General features: G+C 74.3%; 13 protein-coding genes. All 13 read left to right on the top strand.

Annotated features, from left to right (window positions below):
- The first annotated feature begins 62 nt into the window (after nt 1-62).
- Complete coding sequence (locus D5H78_RS07255; protein ID WP_218566331.1) at nt 63-1,235, top strand: ROK family transcriptional regulator; 1,173 nt, start codon at nt 63-65, stop codon at nt 1,233-1,235.
- 26 nt (nt 1,236-1,261) lie between these two features.
- The gene (locus D5H78_RS07250; RefSeq protein WP_218566330.1) at nt 1,262-2,770 is read left to right on the top strand and encodes a sugar ABC transporter ATP-binding protein; all 1,509 of its coding nucleotides are present in this window, start codon (nt 1,262-1,264) and stop codon (nt 2,768-2,770) included.
- Nucleotides 2,767-3,849 (top strand): ABC transporter permease, encoded by a 1,083-nt coding sequence (locus D5H78_RS07245; protein WP_119949732.1) that lies wholly within the window; start codon nt 2,767-2,769, stop codon nt 3,847-3,849. The genes D5H78_RS07250 and D5H78_RS07245 overlap by 4 nt, the downstream gene beginning before the upstream one ends.
- 132 nt (nt 3,850-3,981) lie before the next feature.
- On the top strand, nt 3,982-5,052 hold the full coding sequence (locus D5H78_RS07240) for a substrate-binding domain-containing protein (RefSeq protein WP_119949731.1): 1,071 nt from the start codon (nt 3,982-3,984) through the stop codon (nt 5,050-5,052).
- A 43-nt stretch (nt 5,053-5,095) separates the two neighbouring features.
- The gene (locus tag D5H78_RS07235) at nt 5,096-6,274 is read left to right on the top strand and encodes a Gfo/Idh/MocA family protein (protein WP_119949730.1); all 1,179 of its coding nucleotides are present in this window, start codon (nt 5,096-5,098) and stop codon (nt 6,272-6,274) included.
- 19 nt (nt 6,275-6,293) lie between these two features.
- Nucleotides 6,294-7,154, top strand: a complete 861-nt coding sequence (locus D5H78_RS07230) for an SCO3242 family prenyltransferase (RefSeq protein WP_119949943.1) — start codon at nt 6,294-6,296, stop codon at nt 7,152-7,154.
- A complete protein-coding gene (locus tag D5H78_RS07225) occupies nt 7,151-7,978 on the top strand; it encodes an EboA domain-containing protein (RefSeq protein WP_177891153.1) in 828 nt (275 codons plus the stop codon). Before D5H78_RS07230 ends, D5H78_RS07225 begins: the two co-directional genes overlap by 4 nt.
- Before the next feature lies 1 nt (nt 7,979).
- Nucleotides 7,980-8,843, top strand: a complete 864-nt coding sequence (locus D5H78_RS07220; protein WP_119949729.1) for a TatD family hydrolase — start codon at nt 7,980-7,982, stop codon at nt 8,841-8,843.
- A gap of 3 nt (nt 8,844-8,846) precedes the next feature.
- Nucleotides 8,847-10,025: a metabolite traffic protein EboE gene (eboE, locus tag D5H78_RS07215; RefSeq protein ID WP_119949728.1), complete on the top strand. Its 1,179-nt coding sequence runs from the start codon at nt 8,847-8,849 to the stop codon at nt 10,023-10,025.
- Nucleotides 10,022-11,428 carry an alkaline phosphatase family protein gene (locus tag D5H78_RS07210; protein WP_119949727.1) on the top strand — a complete coding sequence of 469 codons (1,407 nt, stop codon included), beginning with the start codon at nt 10,022-10,024 and terminating at the stop codon, nt 11,426-11,428. The genes eboE and D5H78_RS07210 overlap by 4 nt, the downstream gene beginning before the upstream one ends.
- 71 nt (nt 11,429-11,499) lie before the next feature.
- The gene (locus tag D5H78_RS07205; RefSeq protein ID WP_119949726.1) at nt 11,500-12,507 is read left to right on the top strand and encodes a sugar phosphate isomerase/epimerase family protein; all 1,008 of its coding nucleotides are present in this window, start codon (nt 11,500-11,502) and stop codon (nt 12,505-12,507) included.
- Between the two features lie 305 nt (nt 12,508-12,812).
- On the top strand, nt 12,813-13,769 hold the full coding sequence (locus tag D5H78_RS07200; RefSeq protein ID WP_218566328.1) for a sugar phosphate isomerase/epimerase family protein: 957 nt from the start codon (nt 12,813-12,815) through the stop codon (nt 13,767-13,769).
- A 43-nt stretch (nt 13,770-13,812) separates the two neighbouring features.
- Complete coding sequence (locus D5H78_RS07195) at nt 13,813-15,924, top strand: PQQ-dependent sugar dehydrogenase (protein WP_119949724.1); 2,112 nt, start codon at nt 13,813-13,815, stop codon at nt 15,922-15,924.
- The last annotated feature ends 129 nt before the right edge of the window (nt 15,925-16,053 follow it).

The following is a 16,053-nucleotide window of genomic DNA, read 5'->3' as shown; positions in this document are numbered from 1 at the left end:
CGGTGACCCGGGCGGGCAGCGAGGCCCCGCCCATGCCGAGGAGGGCACAGGTGCGGCGTCCCATGCGACCGGAGAACGTGCACCAGGCGCGCCTCCTCAAGCTGCTCCGCGACGACGGCCCGCGCTCGCGCGCCGAGCTCGGCGACGCCGTGGCGCTCTCCAAGACCAAGGTCGCGCTCGAGCTCGACCGCCTCGTCGAGCTCGGGCTCGTCGTCGGCGCCGGCCTGGCCGAGTCGCGCGGCGGGCGCCGCTCGAGCATCGTCCAGCTCGCGCCGACCCTGCGCTTCCTCGCCGTCGACATCGGCGCCACTTCGGTGGACGTGGCGGTCACCGACGGGCGGCTGCAGGTGCTCGAGCACCTGCGCGAGCCGATGGACGTGCGCCGCGGACCGATGCCCGTGCTCGACCTCGTGCTCGACCTCGTCGGCAAGCTGCGCGCCTCGGGGGCGGCCGACGACGTGCACGGCGTCGGCGTCGGCGTGCCGGGGCCGGTGAGCTTCCGCGAGGGCGTCCCGGTCGTGCCGCCGATCATGCCGGGCTGGGACCACTTCCCGGTGCGCGAGACGATCGGCCAGGCGCTCGGGTGCCCCGTGCTCGTCGACAACGACGCCAACATCATGGCGCTGGGCGAGCTGCACGCCGGCACCGCCCGCTCGGTCCACGACTTCCTCTTCGTCAAGGTCGGCACCGGCATCGGCTGCGGCATCGTCGTCGAGGGCTCGGTCTACCGCGGGATGAGCGGCAGCGCCGGCGACATCGGGCACATGAGCGTCGAGGACGACGGCCCGGTCTGCACCTGCGGGCGCACCGGCTGCCTCGAGGCCCGCTTCGGCGGCGCCGCGCTCGCCCGCGACGCCGAGACGGCCGCCCGCAGCGGCCGGTCCTCGCTCCTCGCCGACCGGCTGGCGGAGGCGGGCGCGCTCAGCGCCGCCGACGTCGCCGTGGCCGCCGCCTCCGGCGACCCCGTGGCGGTCGACCTGGTCCGCGAGGGGGGCCAGCGCCTCGGGCGCGTGCTCGCCTCGCTCGTGAGCTTCTTCAACCCCGGCATGGTGGTCATCGGCGGCGGCGTGGCGGGCCTCGGGCACGCCCTGCTCGCCGAGGTGCGCGGCGTCGTCTACCGCCGCTCGCTGCCGCTGGCCACCGGCAACCTGCCCATCGTGCTGTCCGAGCTGGGCGCCGACGCCGGCATCGTCGGCGGCGCCCGGCTCATCTCCGACCACGTGCTCAGCGCATGAGCGCCCAGCCCCCTGGAGGTCACTGCATGACCGACGCCCCCCTCCTGCGCATGACCGGGATCGTCAAGGTCTTCCCCGGCGTGCGCGCGCTCGACGGGGTCGACCTCGACGTCCTGCCGGGCGAGGTGCACTGCCTGCTCGGCCAGAACGGCGCGGGCAAGTCCACGCTCATCAAGGTGCTCGCCGGCGTGCACCAGCCCGACGGCGGCACCGTCCACTGGCAGGGCGAGGAGGTGACCTTCGCCCGCCCGCTCGACGCGATCCACCGCGGCCTCGCGACGATGTACCAGGAGCTCGACCTCGTCGACGGCCTCACCGTCGCGGAGAACGTGTTCCTGGGCCACGAGAAGTCGCGGGCCGGCTTCATGCGCCGCGCCGAGGCGGCCGAGGAGACGCGGGCGCTCATGAAGCGCCTGGGCCACAGCGGCCTGTCCCCGCACCGCGAGGTCGGCGACCTCTCGGCCGCGGAGAAGCAGATCGTCTCCATGGCCAGGGCCCTGAGCCACGACGCCCGGCTCATCGTCATGGACGAGCCGTCCGCCGTGCTCGACGCCGACGAGGTCGCCAACCTCTTCCGGGTGGTGCGCGAGCTGACGTCCCAGGGCGTCGCGATCGTCTACATCTCGCACCGGCTCGAGGAGATCCGCGAGATCGGCGACCGCGTCACCGTCCTCAAGGACGGCCGCACCGTCGCGCAGGACCTCCCGGCCCGCACGACCCCCACGGCCGACGTCATCAAGCTCATGACCGGCCGCTCGATCGAGTACGTCTTCCCGCCGCGCAAGCCGCTCGCGGCCGACGCGCCGGAGGTGCTGCGGGTCGAGGGGCTCGCGCGCGACGGCGAGTTCGAGGACGTCTCGTTCTCCGTCCGCGCGGGCGAGATCGTCGGCCTGGCCGGGCTCGTGGGCGCGGGGCGCTCGGAGATCCTCGAGACGGTGTACGGCGCGCGCAAGTCCACCGCCGGCTCGGTCAGCGTGCGCGGCAAGACGATGCGCGCCGGCTCGCTCGGCGCGACCATCGGCGCGGGCATGGGCCTGGCCCCCGAGGAGCGCAAGAGCCAGGGCCTGCTCATGGGCGAGCCGGTCTACCGCAACGTCTCGATCTCCTCGATGCGCCGCTTCGCCACGGGCTCGTGGCTCAAGCGCAAGCAGGAGTTCGAGGCGGCCGCGGAGATCACCCGCTCGCTCGACGTGCGCCCGTCGGACCCGCGCCGCGAGGTGCGCACCCTCTCCGGCGGCAACCAGCAGAAGGTGGTCCTGGGCCGCTGGCTGCTCAAGGGCTGCGACGTGCTCCTGCTCGACGAGCCGACCCGCGGCGTCGACGTGGGTGCGCGCAGCGAGATCTACAACCTCGTCCGCAAGCTCGCCGACGACGGCGTCGCCGTCGTCCTCGTGTCGAGCGAGGTGCCCGAGGTGCTCGGTCTGGCCGACCGGGTCCTCGTCGTCCGCGAGGGCCGCGTGGTCCGCGAGGCGCCGGCGGACGAGCTCGACGAACACACGGTCCTCGACCTGGTCATGGAAGGAAGCGCAGCATGAGCGAGCAGACGCGGGGGACGGCCTCCCCGCCGCAGATCGACAGCCCCGGGGCGCAGCCCGTGCCGCAGAACGTGCCGGGCGCCGCGGGCTCCAGCGTCGCGAGCGGCTCGGTCGCCGCGCGCTGGGCCGCGAGCGGGGCGGGGCGCAACGTCGGCCTCGTCGTCGCGCTGCTGCTGCTGTGCGTCATCGGTGCGATCACCGGCGGCGAGCAGTTCCTCAGCACGAGCAACCTGCGGATCAACCTCGAGCTCGCCGCCACCATCGGCGTCATCAGCATCGGGATGACGTTCGTCATCACCGGCGGCGGCATCGACCTCTCGGTCGGTGCGATCGTGGCGCTGGCGTCGGTGTGGTGCACGACCCTGGCCACGCAGCAGTACGCCGAGGACTACGGCTTCATGGTCATGGTGCTGTGCGCCGTGCTCGTCGGCGCCGGCGTCGGTCTCGTCAACGGCGTGCTCATCGCGTACGGCGGGATCGTGCCGTTCATCATGACCCTGGCGATGCTCGCCTCGGCGCGCGGCCTCGCCGAGCTCATCTCGGACAACCGCAGCCAGGTCGTCACGGTGCAGTCCTTCCGCGACGTCTTCCGCGGCGACCTGCTCGGGGTGCCCGTCCTCGTCATCATGTTCGCCGCCGTGGCCGTCGCGGGCTGGTTCCTGCTCAACCGCACGACCTTCGGCCGGCGCACCATCGCCGTCGGCGGCAACCCGGAGGCGGCGCGCCTCGCCGGCATCGACGTCAAGCGCCACACCATGTGGCTGTACGTCCTGCTCGGCGCGCTCTGCGGCCTCGCCGCGGTGATGATCACCGCGCGCACGACGACCGGCGTGAGCACCCACGGCACGCTGTACGAGCTCGACGCCATCGCGGCGGTCGTCATCGGCGGCACCCTGCTCTCCGGCGGGCGCGGCACGATCGTCGGCACCGTCTTCGGCGTCCTGATCTTCACGGTGCTGGCCAACGTCTTCGTCATCAACAACCTGACGTCCTCGTCGCAGGCCATCGCCCGCGGCGCGGTCATCGTCGTGGCGGTCCTGCTCCAGGCGCGCCTGGCCCGCAGCAGCCGCGCGACCTAGGGCGGCGCCACCCGCTCCACCCGCACCACCCCCGCTCCACCCCGGCACGACCCGCACCACCCCACCCCGCACGCGCCGGGCGCACGCCCGGCAGCACCACCGCAGCACATGAGACTCGACGAGGAGAACCACATGGCACGCACCGACCTGCCCGCGCTCGCCGCCCTGGGCCGCCGCCGCTTCCTGCTGGGCGGCGCCGCCATCGGCGCGGGCGCGGTCCTGGCGGGCTGCACCGGCAACGAGCCCGAGAGCACCTCCGAGGGCCAGGCCGCCGCCCCGGCCGGCGACAACGCCGAGACCGGCCGCGCCGTCACCATCGGCTTCTCCGCGCCGGCGGCCGACCACGGCTGGATGGCCGCGATCACCGACAACGCCGAGAGCCGCGCCGAGCAGTTCGAGGACGTCACCCTCGAGGCGACCGAGGGCACGAACGACCCCAGCGCGCAGATCGCCGCGGTCGAGACGCTCCTCAACGGCGGCATCGACGCGCTCGTGATCCTGCCGTTCGACGGCAACGCCCTCACCGAGATCGGCCGCCGCGCGACCGACCAGGGCATCCCGGTCATCAACCTCGACCGCGTGTTCTCGACGCCGCTGGCCTACCGCACCTACATCGGCGGCGACAACTACGGCATGGGCGTCGCGGCCGGCAACTTCATCGGCCAGCAGCTGCGCGACGCCGGCGTCAGCAACCCGATCATCGGCGAGATCGCCGGCATCGACGCGCTGCCGCTGACCCAGGACCGCAGCCGCGGCTTCCGCGAGGCCCTCGCGACGTTCGGCTTCCAGGTCGGCCCGCGCCAGGCGGCCGAGTTCACGGTGGAGTCCGGCGAGTCGGTCACGGCCAACCTGCTGCAGGCCGCGCCGCGCCTCGACGCGCTGTGGAACCACGACGACGACCAGGGCATCGGCGTCCTCGCGGCCATCGACAACGCCGGGCGCGACGAGTTCATCATGGTCGGCGGCGCCGGCTCGGCCAACGCCATGGAGCTCATCCAGTCCGGGGACAGCGTCCTCAAGGCCACCGTCACCTACCCGCCGACCATGGCGGGCGACGCGGTCTCGCTGGCCCGCCTGGTCGCGCAGGGCCGCGGCATGAGCGACCTGGTCGAGCCGTCCATCCCGTCGTCCATCGTCGTCGCCTCGGGCACCGTCACGGCCGACAACGTCGAGGAGTACCTGCCGCTCGGCTTCCGGTCCTGACGGCTGGGTCCTGTCCGACGGAGCACTCATCCCTGGAGACCGCATGACGAGCACGAGGCCGACGCTGGGCATCGGCATGGTCGGCTACGCCTTCATGGGCGCCGCGCACTCGCAGGCGTGGCGCTCGGCGGGCCGCTTCTTCGACCTGCCGATGGAGCCGGCGATGGTCGCCCTCGCGGGCCGCAGCCGCGAGCGGACGACCGAGGCGGCCCAGCGCATGGGCTGGGCCTCGGTGGAGACCGACTGGAAGGCGCTCGTCGACCGCGACGACGTCGACCTCGTCGACATCTGCACCCCCGGCGACACGCACGTCGAGATCGCCGTGGCCGCGCTGGAGGCGGGCAAGCACGTCCTGTGCGAGAAGCCCCTCGCCAACACGGTGGCGGAGGCCGAGCAGATGGTGGCCGCCGCGGAGCGCGCCGCCGAGCGCGGCGTGCGCAGCATGGTGGCGTTCAACTACCGCCGGGTCCCGGCGGTCGCGCTGGCGCGCCAGCTGGTGGCCGACGGCCGCCTGGGGGAGGTGCGCCACGTGCGCGCCGTCTACCTGCAGGACTGGCTCGTCGACCCGGAGGCGCCGCTGGCGTGGCGCCTGCAGAAGGACAAGGCGGGGTCGGGGGCCCTGGGCGACATCGGCGCGCACATCGTCGACGCCACCCAGTTCATCCTCGGCGACCGGCTGTCCGGCGTCTCCGGGCTCATGGAGACCTTCGTCAAGGAGCGGCCGCTCCCGGAGAGCTCGCACGGGCTCTCCGGGCGCGGCGGCGCCGAGCGCGGCGAGGTCACCGTGGACGACGCGGCCGTGTTCATCGGCCGCTTCGGCGGCGGGGCGCTGGCCACGTACGAGGCCACCCGCTTCGCCACCGGGCGCAAGAACGCCCTGCGCATCGAGGTCAACGGCAGCCTCGGCAGCCTGGCCTTCGACTTCGAGCGCATGAACGAGCTGGAGTTCCACGACGGCACCGAGGACCCCGCCACCGGCGGGTTCCGGCGGGTGCTGGTCACCGAGCCCCAGCACCCGTACGTCGGCGCGTGGTGGCCGGCGGGGCACGGCCTGGGCTACGAGCACTCGTTCAGCCACGAGGTCGTGGACCTGGTCCGCGCCATCGGCGAGGGGCAGGACCCCACGCCGTCGTTCGCCGACGGCCTGCAGGTGCAGCGCGTCCTGGCCGCGGTCGAGGAGTCCGCGGGCCGGGGCAGCGGCTGGGTCCCGGTGGAGGGGTGACCCCCTCCCCGTGACCGACCTGCGCGCCCTGGTCGAGCTCGTCCGCCTGCCCGCCGCGCTCACCGTCCCCGGCGACCCGCTCGCCGGGGCGGCCGCGGCGGGCCGGGCGGGCGGGCGGCGCGCGGCCGCCCTGCCGGCGGCGTCGGCCTGCCTCTACTGGGCGGGCATGGCGCTCAACGACTGGGCGGACCGCGAGCTCGACGCCACCGAGCGGCCCGAGCGGCCGCTGCCCTCCGGCCGGGTGGCCCCCGGCACGGCGCTCGCCCTCGCCGGCGGGCTCACCGCCGCCGGGCTCGGGCTCGCCGCCTGGGCCGGCGGGCGCGACGCGCTCGCCGTCGCGGTGCCGCTGGCCGGCACCGTGTGGGCGTACGACCTGCTGCTCAAGCCGACCGCCGCGGGGCCGGTGGCGATGGGCGCCGCGCGCACGCTCGACGTGCTGCTCGGTGCCGGCGCCGCCGGCGCCCGCGCCGCCCTGCCGGCCGCCCTGGCGGTCGGCGCCCACACCGTGGGGGTGACCGTGCTCAGCCGCGACGAGGTGCACGGCTCGTCCGGCCCGCTCGTGCCCGCGGCCGCGCTGGCCACCACGGGCGCGGTCGCGCTCGCCGCGGCCGCCGGGCCCGCCCGGGGCGGCCCCCGCTCGCGGGCGGCCGCCGCGGCGCTGGCGACGGCCTACGCCGCGACGGCGCTGCCCGCGCAGCGCGCCGCCCTGCGCGAGCCGACGGGCCCCGTCGTCCGCCGCGCGGTCGGCGCGGGACTGCAGGCGCTCGTCCCGCTGCAAGCGGCGCTCACGGCCCGTAGCGGCCGGTACGCCGCGGCGGTGGCCCTGCTCGCCTCCGCGCCCGTGGGCCGCGCGCTGGTCCGTAGGGTGGCGGCGACATGAACGACGTGCCCGAGGTCGTCCCCGCCGCCGCTGCCGGAGCCCCCGCGGTCGCCACCGTCGCCGACGTGTGGGCCCTGCTGGGTCCGGAGGCCACCGCCTGGCTGCGCCAGGCCGTCGCCGACGTGGCGCTGCACCCCGAGCGGGTGCGCTCGCTCTTCCCCGCGGTCGGGCGCCGCTGCGGGCGGGCCCCGCTCGACCCGTCCGACCCGCAGGGGCTGCTGCACGGCACCGTCGACGACGCCGCGCGCCTGGTCCTGCTCGTGGCCCTGCCGCTCTCCGGCGAGGCGCTCGCGACCGAGGTCGGCGCGCTCTACCGCTACGGCGACGCCGCCGAGCGCCGCGGGGTGCTGCGCGCCCTGCAGCACCTCGACGCGCCGCACCGCGTGGACGGGGTGGGGGACCGGCTGGTCCCGGTGCTGCACGACGCCCTGCGCACCAACGACGTGCGCCTCGTGGCCGGCGCCCTCGGGCCGTACGCCCGCCACCTCGACGCCTCCGCCTGGCGCCAGGCCGTGCTCAAGTGCGTCTTCGTCGGCGTGCCGCTCGCCGCGGTGCACGACCTCGCCGAGCGCTCCGACGAGCAGCTCGCGACCATGCTCGTGGCCTACGCGCACGAGCGGGTGGCCGCCGGGCGCGACGTCCCGGCCGACGTGTGGGACGTCGTGGACCGCTTCCCGCACGTGCTCGCCGCGTCCCCGATCCACGGCGAGCTGGCCTCGCCGGTGCCCGAGCGCGCGGCGGCGGCCCGCCGTGCGCTGCAGGGCCGGCCGGCTGCCCCGACCACCACCACCGTCACGGACGACGAGGCCCAGGGGGGCTCCTGACGTGCGCATCTTCGACCCGCACATCCACATGACGTCGCGCACGACCGACGACTACGAGGCGATGCACGCCGCGGGCGTGCGCGCGGTCGTGGAGCCGGCGTTCTGGCTCGGCCAGCCCCGGACCAGCGTCGGGTCGTTCGTCGACTACTTCGACTCGCTCGTGGGCTGGGAGCCGTTCCGCGCGGCGCAGTTCGGCATCCGCCACCACTGCACCATCGCGCTGAACCCCAAGGAGGCCAACGACCCGCGCTGCGCGGAGGTGCTCGACGTCCTGCCGCGCTACCTCGCCAAGGACGGCGTCGTCGCCGTCGGTGAGGTCGGCTACGACTCGATGACCGACGCGGAGGAGAAGGCCTTCCAGGCGCAGCTGCAGCTCGCCCTGGAGCACGACCTGCCGGTCATGGTGCACACCCCGCACCGCGACAAGGCGGCCGGCACGCGCCGCACCCTCGACGTCGTCCGCGAGTCGGGCATCGCGCCGGAGCGCGTCGTCGTCGACCACCTCAACGAGATGACGGTCGGCCTCGTGCACGACGCGGGGGCGTGGATGGGCTTCTCGATCTACCCCGACACCAAGATGGACGAGCACCGCATGGTGCGGATCCTGCAGGAGCACGGGACCGAGCGGGTCCTCGTCAACTCGGCGGCGGACTGGGGCCGCAGCGACGTGCTGAAGACCCGGCGCACGGGCGAGGCCATGCTGGCGGCCGGCTACGACGAGGACGCGGTCGACCAGGTCCTGTGGCGCAACCCCGTCGCGTTCTACGGCCAGAGCGGGCGCCTCGTCCTCGACGAGACCGGTCCGGCCGACGCGTCGGCGACGTTCCTCGGCAGCTCGGTGCTGCGCGGCTCCAGGGAGGGCTGAGCCGTGCGCCTGCGCCACCGGTCCGGCGCGACGGTGCACCTGGCCTACTGCACCAACGTCCACCCGGCCGAGGACCTCGACGGCGTGCTGGGCCAGCTCGCGCGCTTCGGCGAGCCGGTGCGCGCCGACGTCGGCTCGCCCGTGCTCGGGCTCGGGCTGTGGCTCGCCCACGACGTGGCGCGCGCCCTCGACGACGACCCGGCGGCCGTCGCCCGGCTGCGCGGGGAGCTGGGCCGGCGCGGGCTCGAGGTGGTCACGCTCAACGGCTTCCCGTACCGGGGCTTCCAGGCCGAGCGGGTCAAGCTCGAGGTCTACCGGCCGGACTGGGCGCAGCGCGAGCGCCTGGAGCACACGCTGCGGCTGGCCCGCGTCCTCGCGGCCCTGCTGCCGGACGACGCGGCCCGCGGGAGCATCTCCTCGCTGCCCTTCGGCTGGCGGGCCTGGTGGGGACCGGAGCGCCAGCGCGCCGCCGACGCCCACCTGCGCGAGCTGGCGGAGGGGCTGCGCGCGGTGCGCCGCGCGACGGGCCGGGAGGTCCGGGTCGGCCTGGAGCCCGAGCCGGGGTGCACCGTGGAGACGGTCGAGCAGGGCGTGCGGCTGGTGCGCGACCTGGCTCCCGACGTGCTCGGGCTGAGCCTGGACGCCTGCCACCTCGCGGTCGGCTTCGAGCGCCCCGACGACGTCGTCGCGCAGGTGCGCGCGGCCGGCGTGCCCGTCGTCAAGCTGCAGGCCTCGGCCGCCCTGCACGCGGACGACCCGTCCGACCCGACGGTGCGGGCGGCCCTGGGGGCGTTCTCCGAGGAGCGCTTCGTGCACCAGGTGCGCGAGGAGCGCCCCGGCGCGACGGGGCCGCTGCCCGGCACGGACGACCTTCCGGAGGCGCTGGACGGCGCGCTGCCGGGGGACCGGGCCTGGCGCGTGCACTTCCACGTGCCGGTGCACGCCGAGCCGGCCGGGCCGCTGCGCTCCACGGCCCCCGAGCTCTCGGCCACGCTGCGCGCGGTCGTGGCCGGCGAGGACCCCCTCACCGACCACGTGGAGGTCGAGACGTACACCTGGGGCGTGCTGCCGGAGGGCGCGCACCCGGGCGACGACGCCGGCGTGGTGCGCGGCATCGCCGCCGAGGTGGCCTGGGTGCGCGACGAGCTCGTCGCCGCCGGTGTCGACAAGGAGGACGCATGACCGAGGGGCGCCCGACCCCCCTGCTGGTGCTCGACGTCGTGGGGCTGACCCCGCGCCTGCTCGAGCACATGCCCGCGGTGCGTGCGGTCGCGGACAGCGGTTTCCGGGCCGAGCTCGGCACCGTCCTGCCGGCCGTCACCTGCTCGGTGCAGTCGACCTTCCTCACCGGCCTCACGCCGGCGCAGCACGGGGTCGTGGGCAACGGCTGGTACTTCCGGGACCTCGGCGAGGTCTTCCTCTGGCGCCAGCACAACCGCCTCGTGCAGGGCGAGAAGGTCTGGGAGACCGCCCGGCGGGCCCACCCCGGCTACCGGGCCGCCAACGTCTGCTGGTGGTACGCCATGGGCGCCACCACGGACGTCACGGTCACCCCGCGCCCCGTCTACCACGCCGACGGGCGCAAGTCGCCGGACTGCTACGTGCGCCCGGCGGCGCTGCACGACGAGCTCGTGCGCGAGCTGGGCGAGTTCCCGCTGTTCCAGTACTGGGGCCCGACCGCGTCCATCGCGTCCTCGCGCTGGATCGTCGAGGCCGCCCGCAAGGTCATGCCCGAGCAGGACCTCACGCTCGTCTACGTGCCCCACCTGGACTACGACCTGCAGCGCTGCGGGCCCGACGGGCCCGAGGCCGTCGCCGCGGCGCGCGAGGTCGACGCGGTGCTGGCGCCGCTGCTGGCCGACGCCAGGCGGCTGGGGGCGACCGTCGTCGTCCTGTCCGAGTACGGCATCACCGCCGCCCGCCGCGCCGTCGACGTCAACCGGGTGCTGCGCCGCGAGGGGCTGCTCGAGGTCTACCGCAACGCCAGCGGCGAGCTGCTCGACCCGTGGACCTCCCGCGCCTTCGCGGTGGCGGACCACCAGGTGGCGCACGTCTACGTCGCCGACCCGCAGGACGTGCCGCGGGTGCGCGCGCTGCTCGAGCCGCTCGACGGCGTCGCGGAGGTGCTCGACCGCGAGGGGCAGGCGGCGCACGGCCTGGACCACGAGCGCGCGGGCGAGCTCGTCCTCGTCGCCGAGCCGGACGCCTGGTTCACCTACTACTACTGGCTGGACGACGCCGACGCGCCCGACTTCGCGCGCGGGGTGGAGATCCACAAGAAGCCGGGCTACGACCCCGCCGAGCTCTTCATGGACCCGAAGGACCCGCTCGTCAAGGCCAAGGCCGGGGCGAACCTCGTGCGCAAGAAGGTCGGGCTGCGCTACGCGATGAACGTCGTGCCGCTCGACCCCTCACCGGTGCGCGGCTCGCACGGGCGCCTGCCGGACGACCCCGCCGACGGGCCGGTGCTGCTCTGCAGCGACCCCGGGCCCGCGCGCGGGCGCTACGAGGCGACCGAGGTGCGCGACCTGCTGCTGCGCCTCGCCGGGCTCGACGTCCCCGCCGGGGCGCCCGCCGGGGGCTGACCCCCCGGGGACGGCCCCGCGCCGCACTGCCACTCTCGTCCCGACCCCTCACAGAGACGGAGCACCCGCGCATGGCACGACCGATCACCCTGTTCACCGGCCAGTGGGCCGACCTGCCCTTCGAGGAGGTCGCGCGCCTGGCGGGGGAGTGGGGCTACGACGGCCTCGAGATCGCCTGCTGGGGCGACCACCTCGACGTGTGGCGGGCGGTGGAGGACGACGCGTACGTCCAGAGCCGCCGCGACATCCTCGAGAAGAACGGCCTCAAGGTCTTCGCGATCTCGAACCACCTCAAGGGCCAGGCGGTCTGCGACGACCCGATCGACCAGCGGCACCAGGAGATCCTCCCGGCGCGCATCTGGGGCGACGGCGACGCCGAGGGCGTGCGCCAGCGGGCCGCCGAGGAGATGAAGATGACGGCCCGCGCCGCGCGCAAGCTCGGCGTGGACGTCGTCGTCGGCTTCACCGGCTCGAGCATCTGGAAGACCGTCGCGATGTTCCCGCCGGTGCCGGAGTCGATGATCGAGGCCGGCTACCAGGACTTCGCCGACCGCTGGAACCCGATCCTCGACGTCTTCGACGACGAGGGGGTGCGCTTCGCCCACGAGGTCCACCCGTCCGAGATCGCGTACGACTACTGGACGACGGTGCGCACCATGGAGGCCATCGGGCACCGGCCCGCGTTCGGCCTCAACTGGGACCCGTCGCACTTCGTGTGGCAGGACCTCGACCCGGTCTCGTTCATGTGGGACTTCCGCGACCGGATCTACCACGTGGACTGCAAGGACGCCAAGCGCCGCGTGGGCAACGGCCGCAACGGGCGCATGGGCTCGCACCTGCCCTGGGCGGACCCGCGCCGCGGCTGGGACTTCGTGTCCACCGGCCACGGCGACGTGCCCTGGGAGGACAGCTTCCGCATGCTCAACACGATCGGGTACGACGGCCCGATCTCGGTGGAGTGGGAGGACGCCGGCATGGACCGCCTCGTCGGCGCCCCCGAGGCGCTGGCGTTCGTGCGCCGGCTCGCCTTCGACCCGCCGTCGGCGGCCTTCGACGCGGCCTTCAGCACCAGCAGCTGACGCCCCCGCCGCAGACCGGCGGCCGGCCCGCAACCGGCCCGCAGCCCGACCAGCAGCCGCCCGGCACCCCGCGCAGGGGCGCCGGGCGGCTGCGGCGTCTTCTGCCACTGAAGGGACGAAGTCGCGCGGTGCCGCGTACCAAGTCATGAGAAAGTCGGGGAAAGGGTCTTCACACGGCGGAGAAGAGTCGTTAACGTCCCGGCTCAGCAGGACGGAGCACCACTGTGCGCGCCGTCCTCGCTCACGGCAGCGGCACGACGCCCGCCGCCCGGCGCAGCGCGGCCCCGGACGAAGGAGAAGTCAGCATGTGCAACGGTCTGGTCCACAAGGCGTGCCCCGAGGAGATGGCGGCGCTCGCCTCGCGCCGCGGCTTCCTCAAGGCGGCTGCCGGCACCGCCGCCCTCGTGGGTGCCGGGGGCGCGCTCGCCGGTGCCACCGCGGCCCCCGCGGCCGCTGCGGCCGGCGAGCAGCGCATCCCCGTGCGGCGCATCAGCATCCAGCTCTACACGCTGCGCGACATCCTGTCCCAGGACGTCGACGGCACCCTCGCGGCGCTCGCGAGCTACGGCTACAAGCAGGTCGAGGCGGCCGGCGTCCCCGGGGGCCTGACCCCCGAGGAGTTCCGCGAGGCCCTGGACGACCACGGCATCAAGGCCACCTCGGCCCACATCGGCATCCCGCAGCCCTTCGACGCGGCGACGTGGCGCGAGCAGCTGCGCGTGGCGAACGTCCTCGGCGCCACCTACGTGAACCACCCCTACTTCGGCACCGACGAGAACGGCCCGATCCGCGACGCGGCCAAGTACGTGGCCCTCGCGGCGGACCTCAACAAGGCCGGCCGGATCGCGCGCAACTTCCGGCTGCAGTTCGGCTACCACAACCACCACAACGAGTTCCTGCGCCAGTCCGACGGCCGCACGGGCATGGACATCCTGTTCCAGGAGACCGACCCGACGCTCGTCCACTTCCAGCTGGACCTCTACTGGGCGTGGCGGGGCGCGGCCGACCCGGTCGACATCATCAACGCCCACCGCGGGCGCATCCGCCAGTTCCACGTCAAGGACATGGGCGTGGACGGGCTGTTCGAGGACCCGGGCAAGGGCCTCATCGACTTCCCGCGCATCTTCGCCCAGGCCCGCAAGGGCGGCACGGTGGAGTTCATCGTGGAGCGCGACAACGCCGGCACCGCGCCGCGCCAGCCCGCGGACGCCCTGGACACCGCTGAGGTCGGCTTCGACTTCCTGCGCAACGTCCGCTTCTGATCCCCTGCAGGACCCCCCACCCCCGTCGAAGGAGACGAACCACGTGCGTAGGGCACTCCCGCTCGCGGTGCTCGCCACGGCGCTCGGCGGCCTCACGGCCACCGTCCCGCTGACCACGGCGACCGCCGCCCCCTCGAAGGCCCCCGCGGCCGCGCAGGCGCCCGACCAGAGCGCCTTCCAGAAGGTCACCCTCAACGACCGTCCCGGCGAGCCGATCAGCCTCGCCGTCACGCCGGACGGGCGCGTGCTGCACACCGCCCGCGACGGCCGGGTCTTCATCCACGACCCGAAGACGGGGCTCAACCCCCTCGCGGCCAAGGTGCCGGTCTACCTGCACGACGAGGAGGGCCTGCAGGGCGTCGCGGTCGACCCCAACTTCGCGAAGAACAAGTGGGTCTACCTCTACTACTCCCCCCTCGAGGGCGACACCCCCGAGGACGACCCGCTGACGCCGGACGTCAACGAGGGCGACGCGCCCTTCGAGATCACCGACGAGCAGTACGAGTCGTTCAAGGGCGCCCTGCGCCTGTCGCGCTTCAAGCTGATCGGCAACGAGCTCAAGCTCGACACCGAGCAGGAGATCCTCGAGGTCCCCGTCGACCGCGGCATCTGCTGCCACGTCGGCGGCCAGATCGACTTCGACAGCAAGGGCAACCTCTACCTGTCGACCGGTGACGACTCGAACCCGTTCGAGTCCGACGGCTACGTGCCGGTCGACGACCGCGAGGGCCGCCACCCGGCGTTCGACGCCCGCCGCACCTCGGGCAACACGAACGACCTGCGCGGCAAGCTCCTGCGCATCAAGCCGAAGGCCGGCGGCGGCTACACCATCCCCAAGGGCAACCTCTTCGCCCCGGGGACGGAGAAGACCCGTCCCGAGATCTACGCGATGGGCCTGCGCAACCCGTTCCGCTTCGACGTGGACCCGCAGACCGACACGGTCTACATGGCGGACTACTCGCCGGACGCCAACCAGCCGAGCGACGACCGCGGCCCCGCGGGCCACGGCCGCTGGATGGTCATCGACGAGCCCGCCAACTACGGCTGGCCGTTCTGCGTGCAGCCGGACATCCCCTACCGGGACTACGACTTCGCGACGGAGACCCCGGGCGACTACTTCAACTGCAAGGCCGTCGTCAACGACTCGCCGTACAACACCGGCCTCGAGGTCCTGCCGCCGGTGGCGCACTCGGAGATCATCTACTCCTACGGCGCGTCGCGGCAGTTCCCGGAGCTCGGCACCGGCGGCATCGGCCCGATGGCCGGCCCGGCGTACGACTTCAAGCACGCCTCGAAGTCCGCGATCAAGTGGCCGGCGTACTACGACGGCAAGCCGCTCTTCTACGAGTGGACCCGTGACTTCGTCCAGGCGGTCACCACGGGTCCCGGTGGCGAGGTGGCGAGCCTCGAGCGCGTCGCGCCGGACGTCGTCGTCGACGGCCCGATGGACATGGAGTTCGGCCCCGACGGCGCGCTCTACGTCCTGGAGTACGGCACCGGCTACTTCGCCGAGCTGCCGGAGGCCCAGCTGGCCCGCATCGACTACACCCGCGGCAACCGCACGCCGGAGCCCAAGGTCGCGGCCGACGTCGTCGAGGGCCAGACGCCGCTGACCGTCACGTTCTCCAGCGAGGGCACGACGGACGCCGACGGCGACAGCCTGCGCTACCGCTGGGACTTCGACGCGGACGGCAAGGTCGACTCGTACCGCCAGAACCCGACGTTCACCTACGAGGAGAACGGCGCGTACGACGCGACCCTGACCGTCATCGACGAGACCGGCCGCCGGGCGTCCGCCTCGGTCCGGGTCATCGTCGGCAACGAGGCCCCGGTCGTCACCTTCGTCACCCCGCAGACCGGTGACACCTTCGCCTTCGGCGACGCGGTCCGCTTCGAGGTCCAGGTGACCGACGACCAGCCGGTCGACTGCAACAACGTCATCGTGTCCTACGTCCTGGGCCACGACGACCACGGTCACCCGCTGACGGCCGCCCGCGGCTGCTCGGGCACCATCCAGACCCCGCTGGAGACCGGCCACGCCGGTGCGAGCAACCTCCGCGGCGTCTTCCAGGCGACCTACACGGACACCCCGGAGGACGGCCTGCCGGCCCGCTCCGGCACCGCCGAGGTCGTCCTCGAGCCCAGCAACGGCTGAGACCGCCGCTGAGCCCGACCGCACGGCAGCGCTGAGCACGACCCGGCGCTGAGCAGGACCACGGGAGGGGCGTCGCCTTCGGGCGGCGCCCCTCTCGGCGTGCGACGGCCCGGGCGGCTCCGGCCGCCG

Origin of the sequence: Vallicoccus soli (genome assembly GCF_003594885.1) — a bacterium.
GTDB lineage: Bacteria > Actinomycetota > Actinomycetes > Motilibacterales > Motilibacteraceae > Vallicoccus > Vallicoccus soli.
Note: the sequence above shows the minus strand (reverse complement) of the source record. Positions and strands in the feature narration are given on the sequence as shown.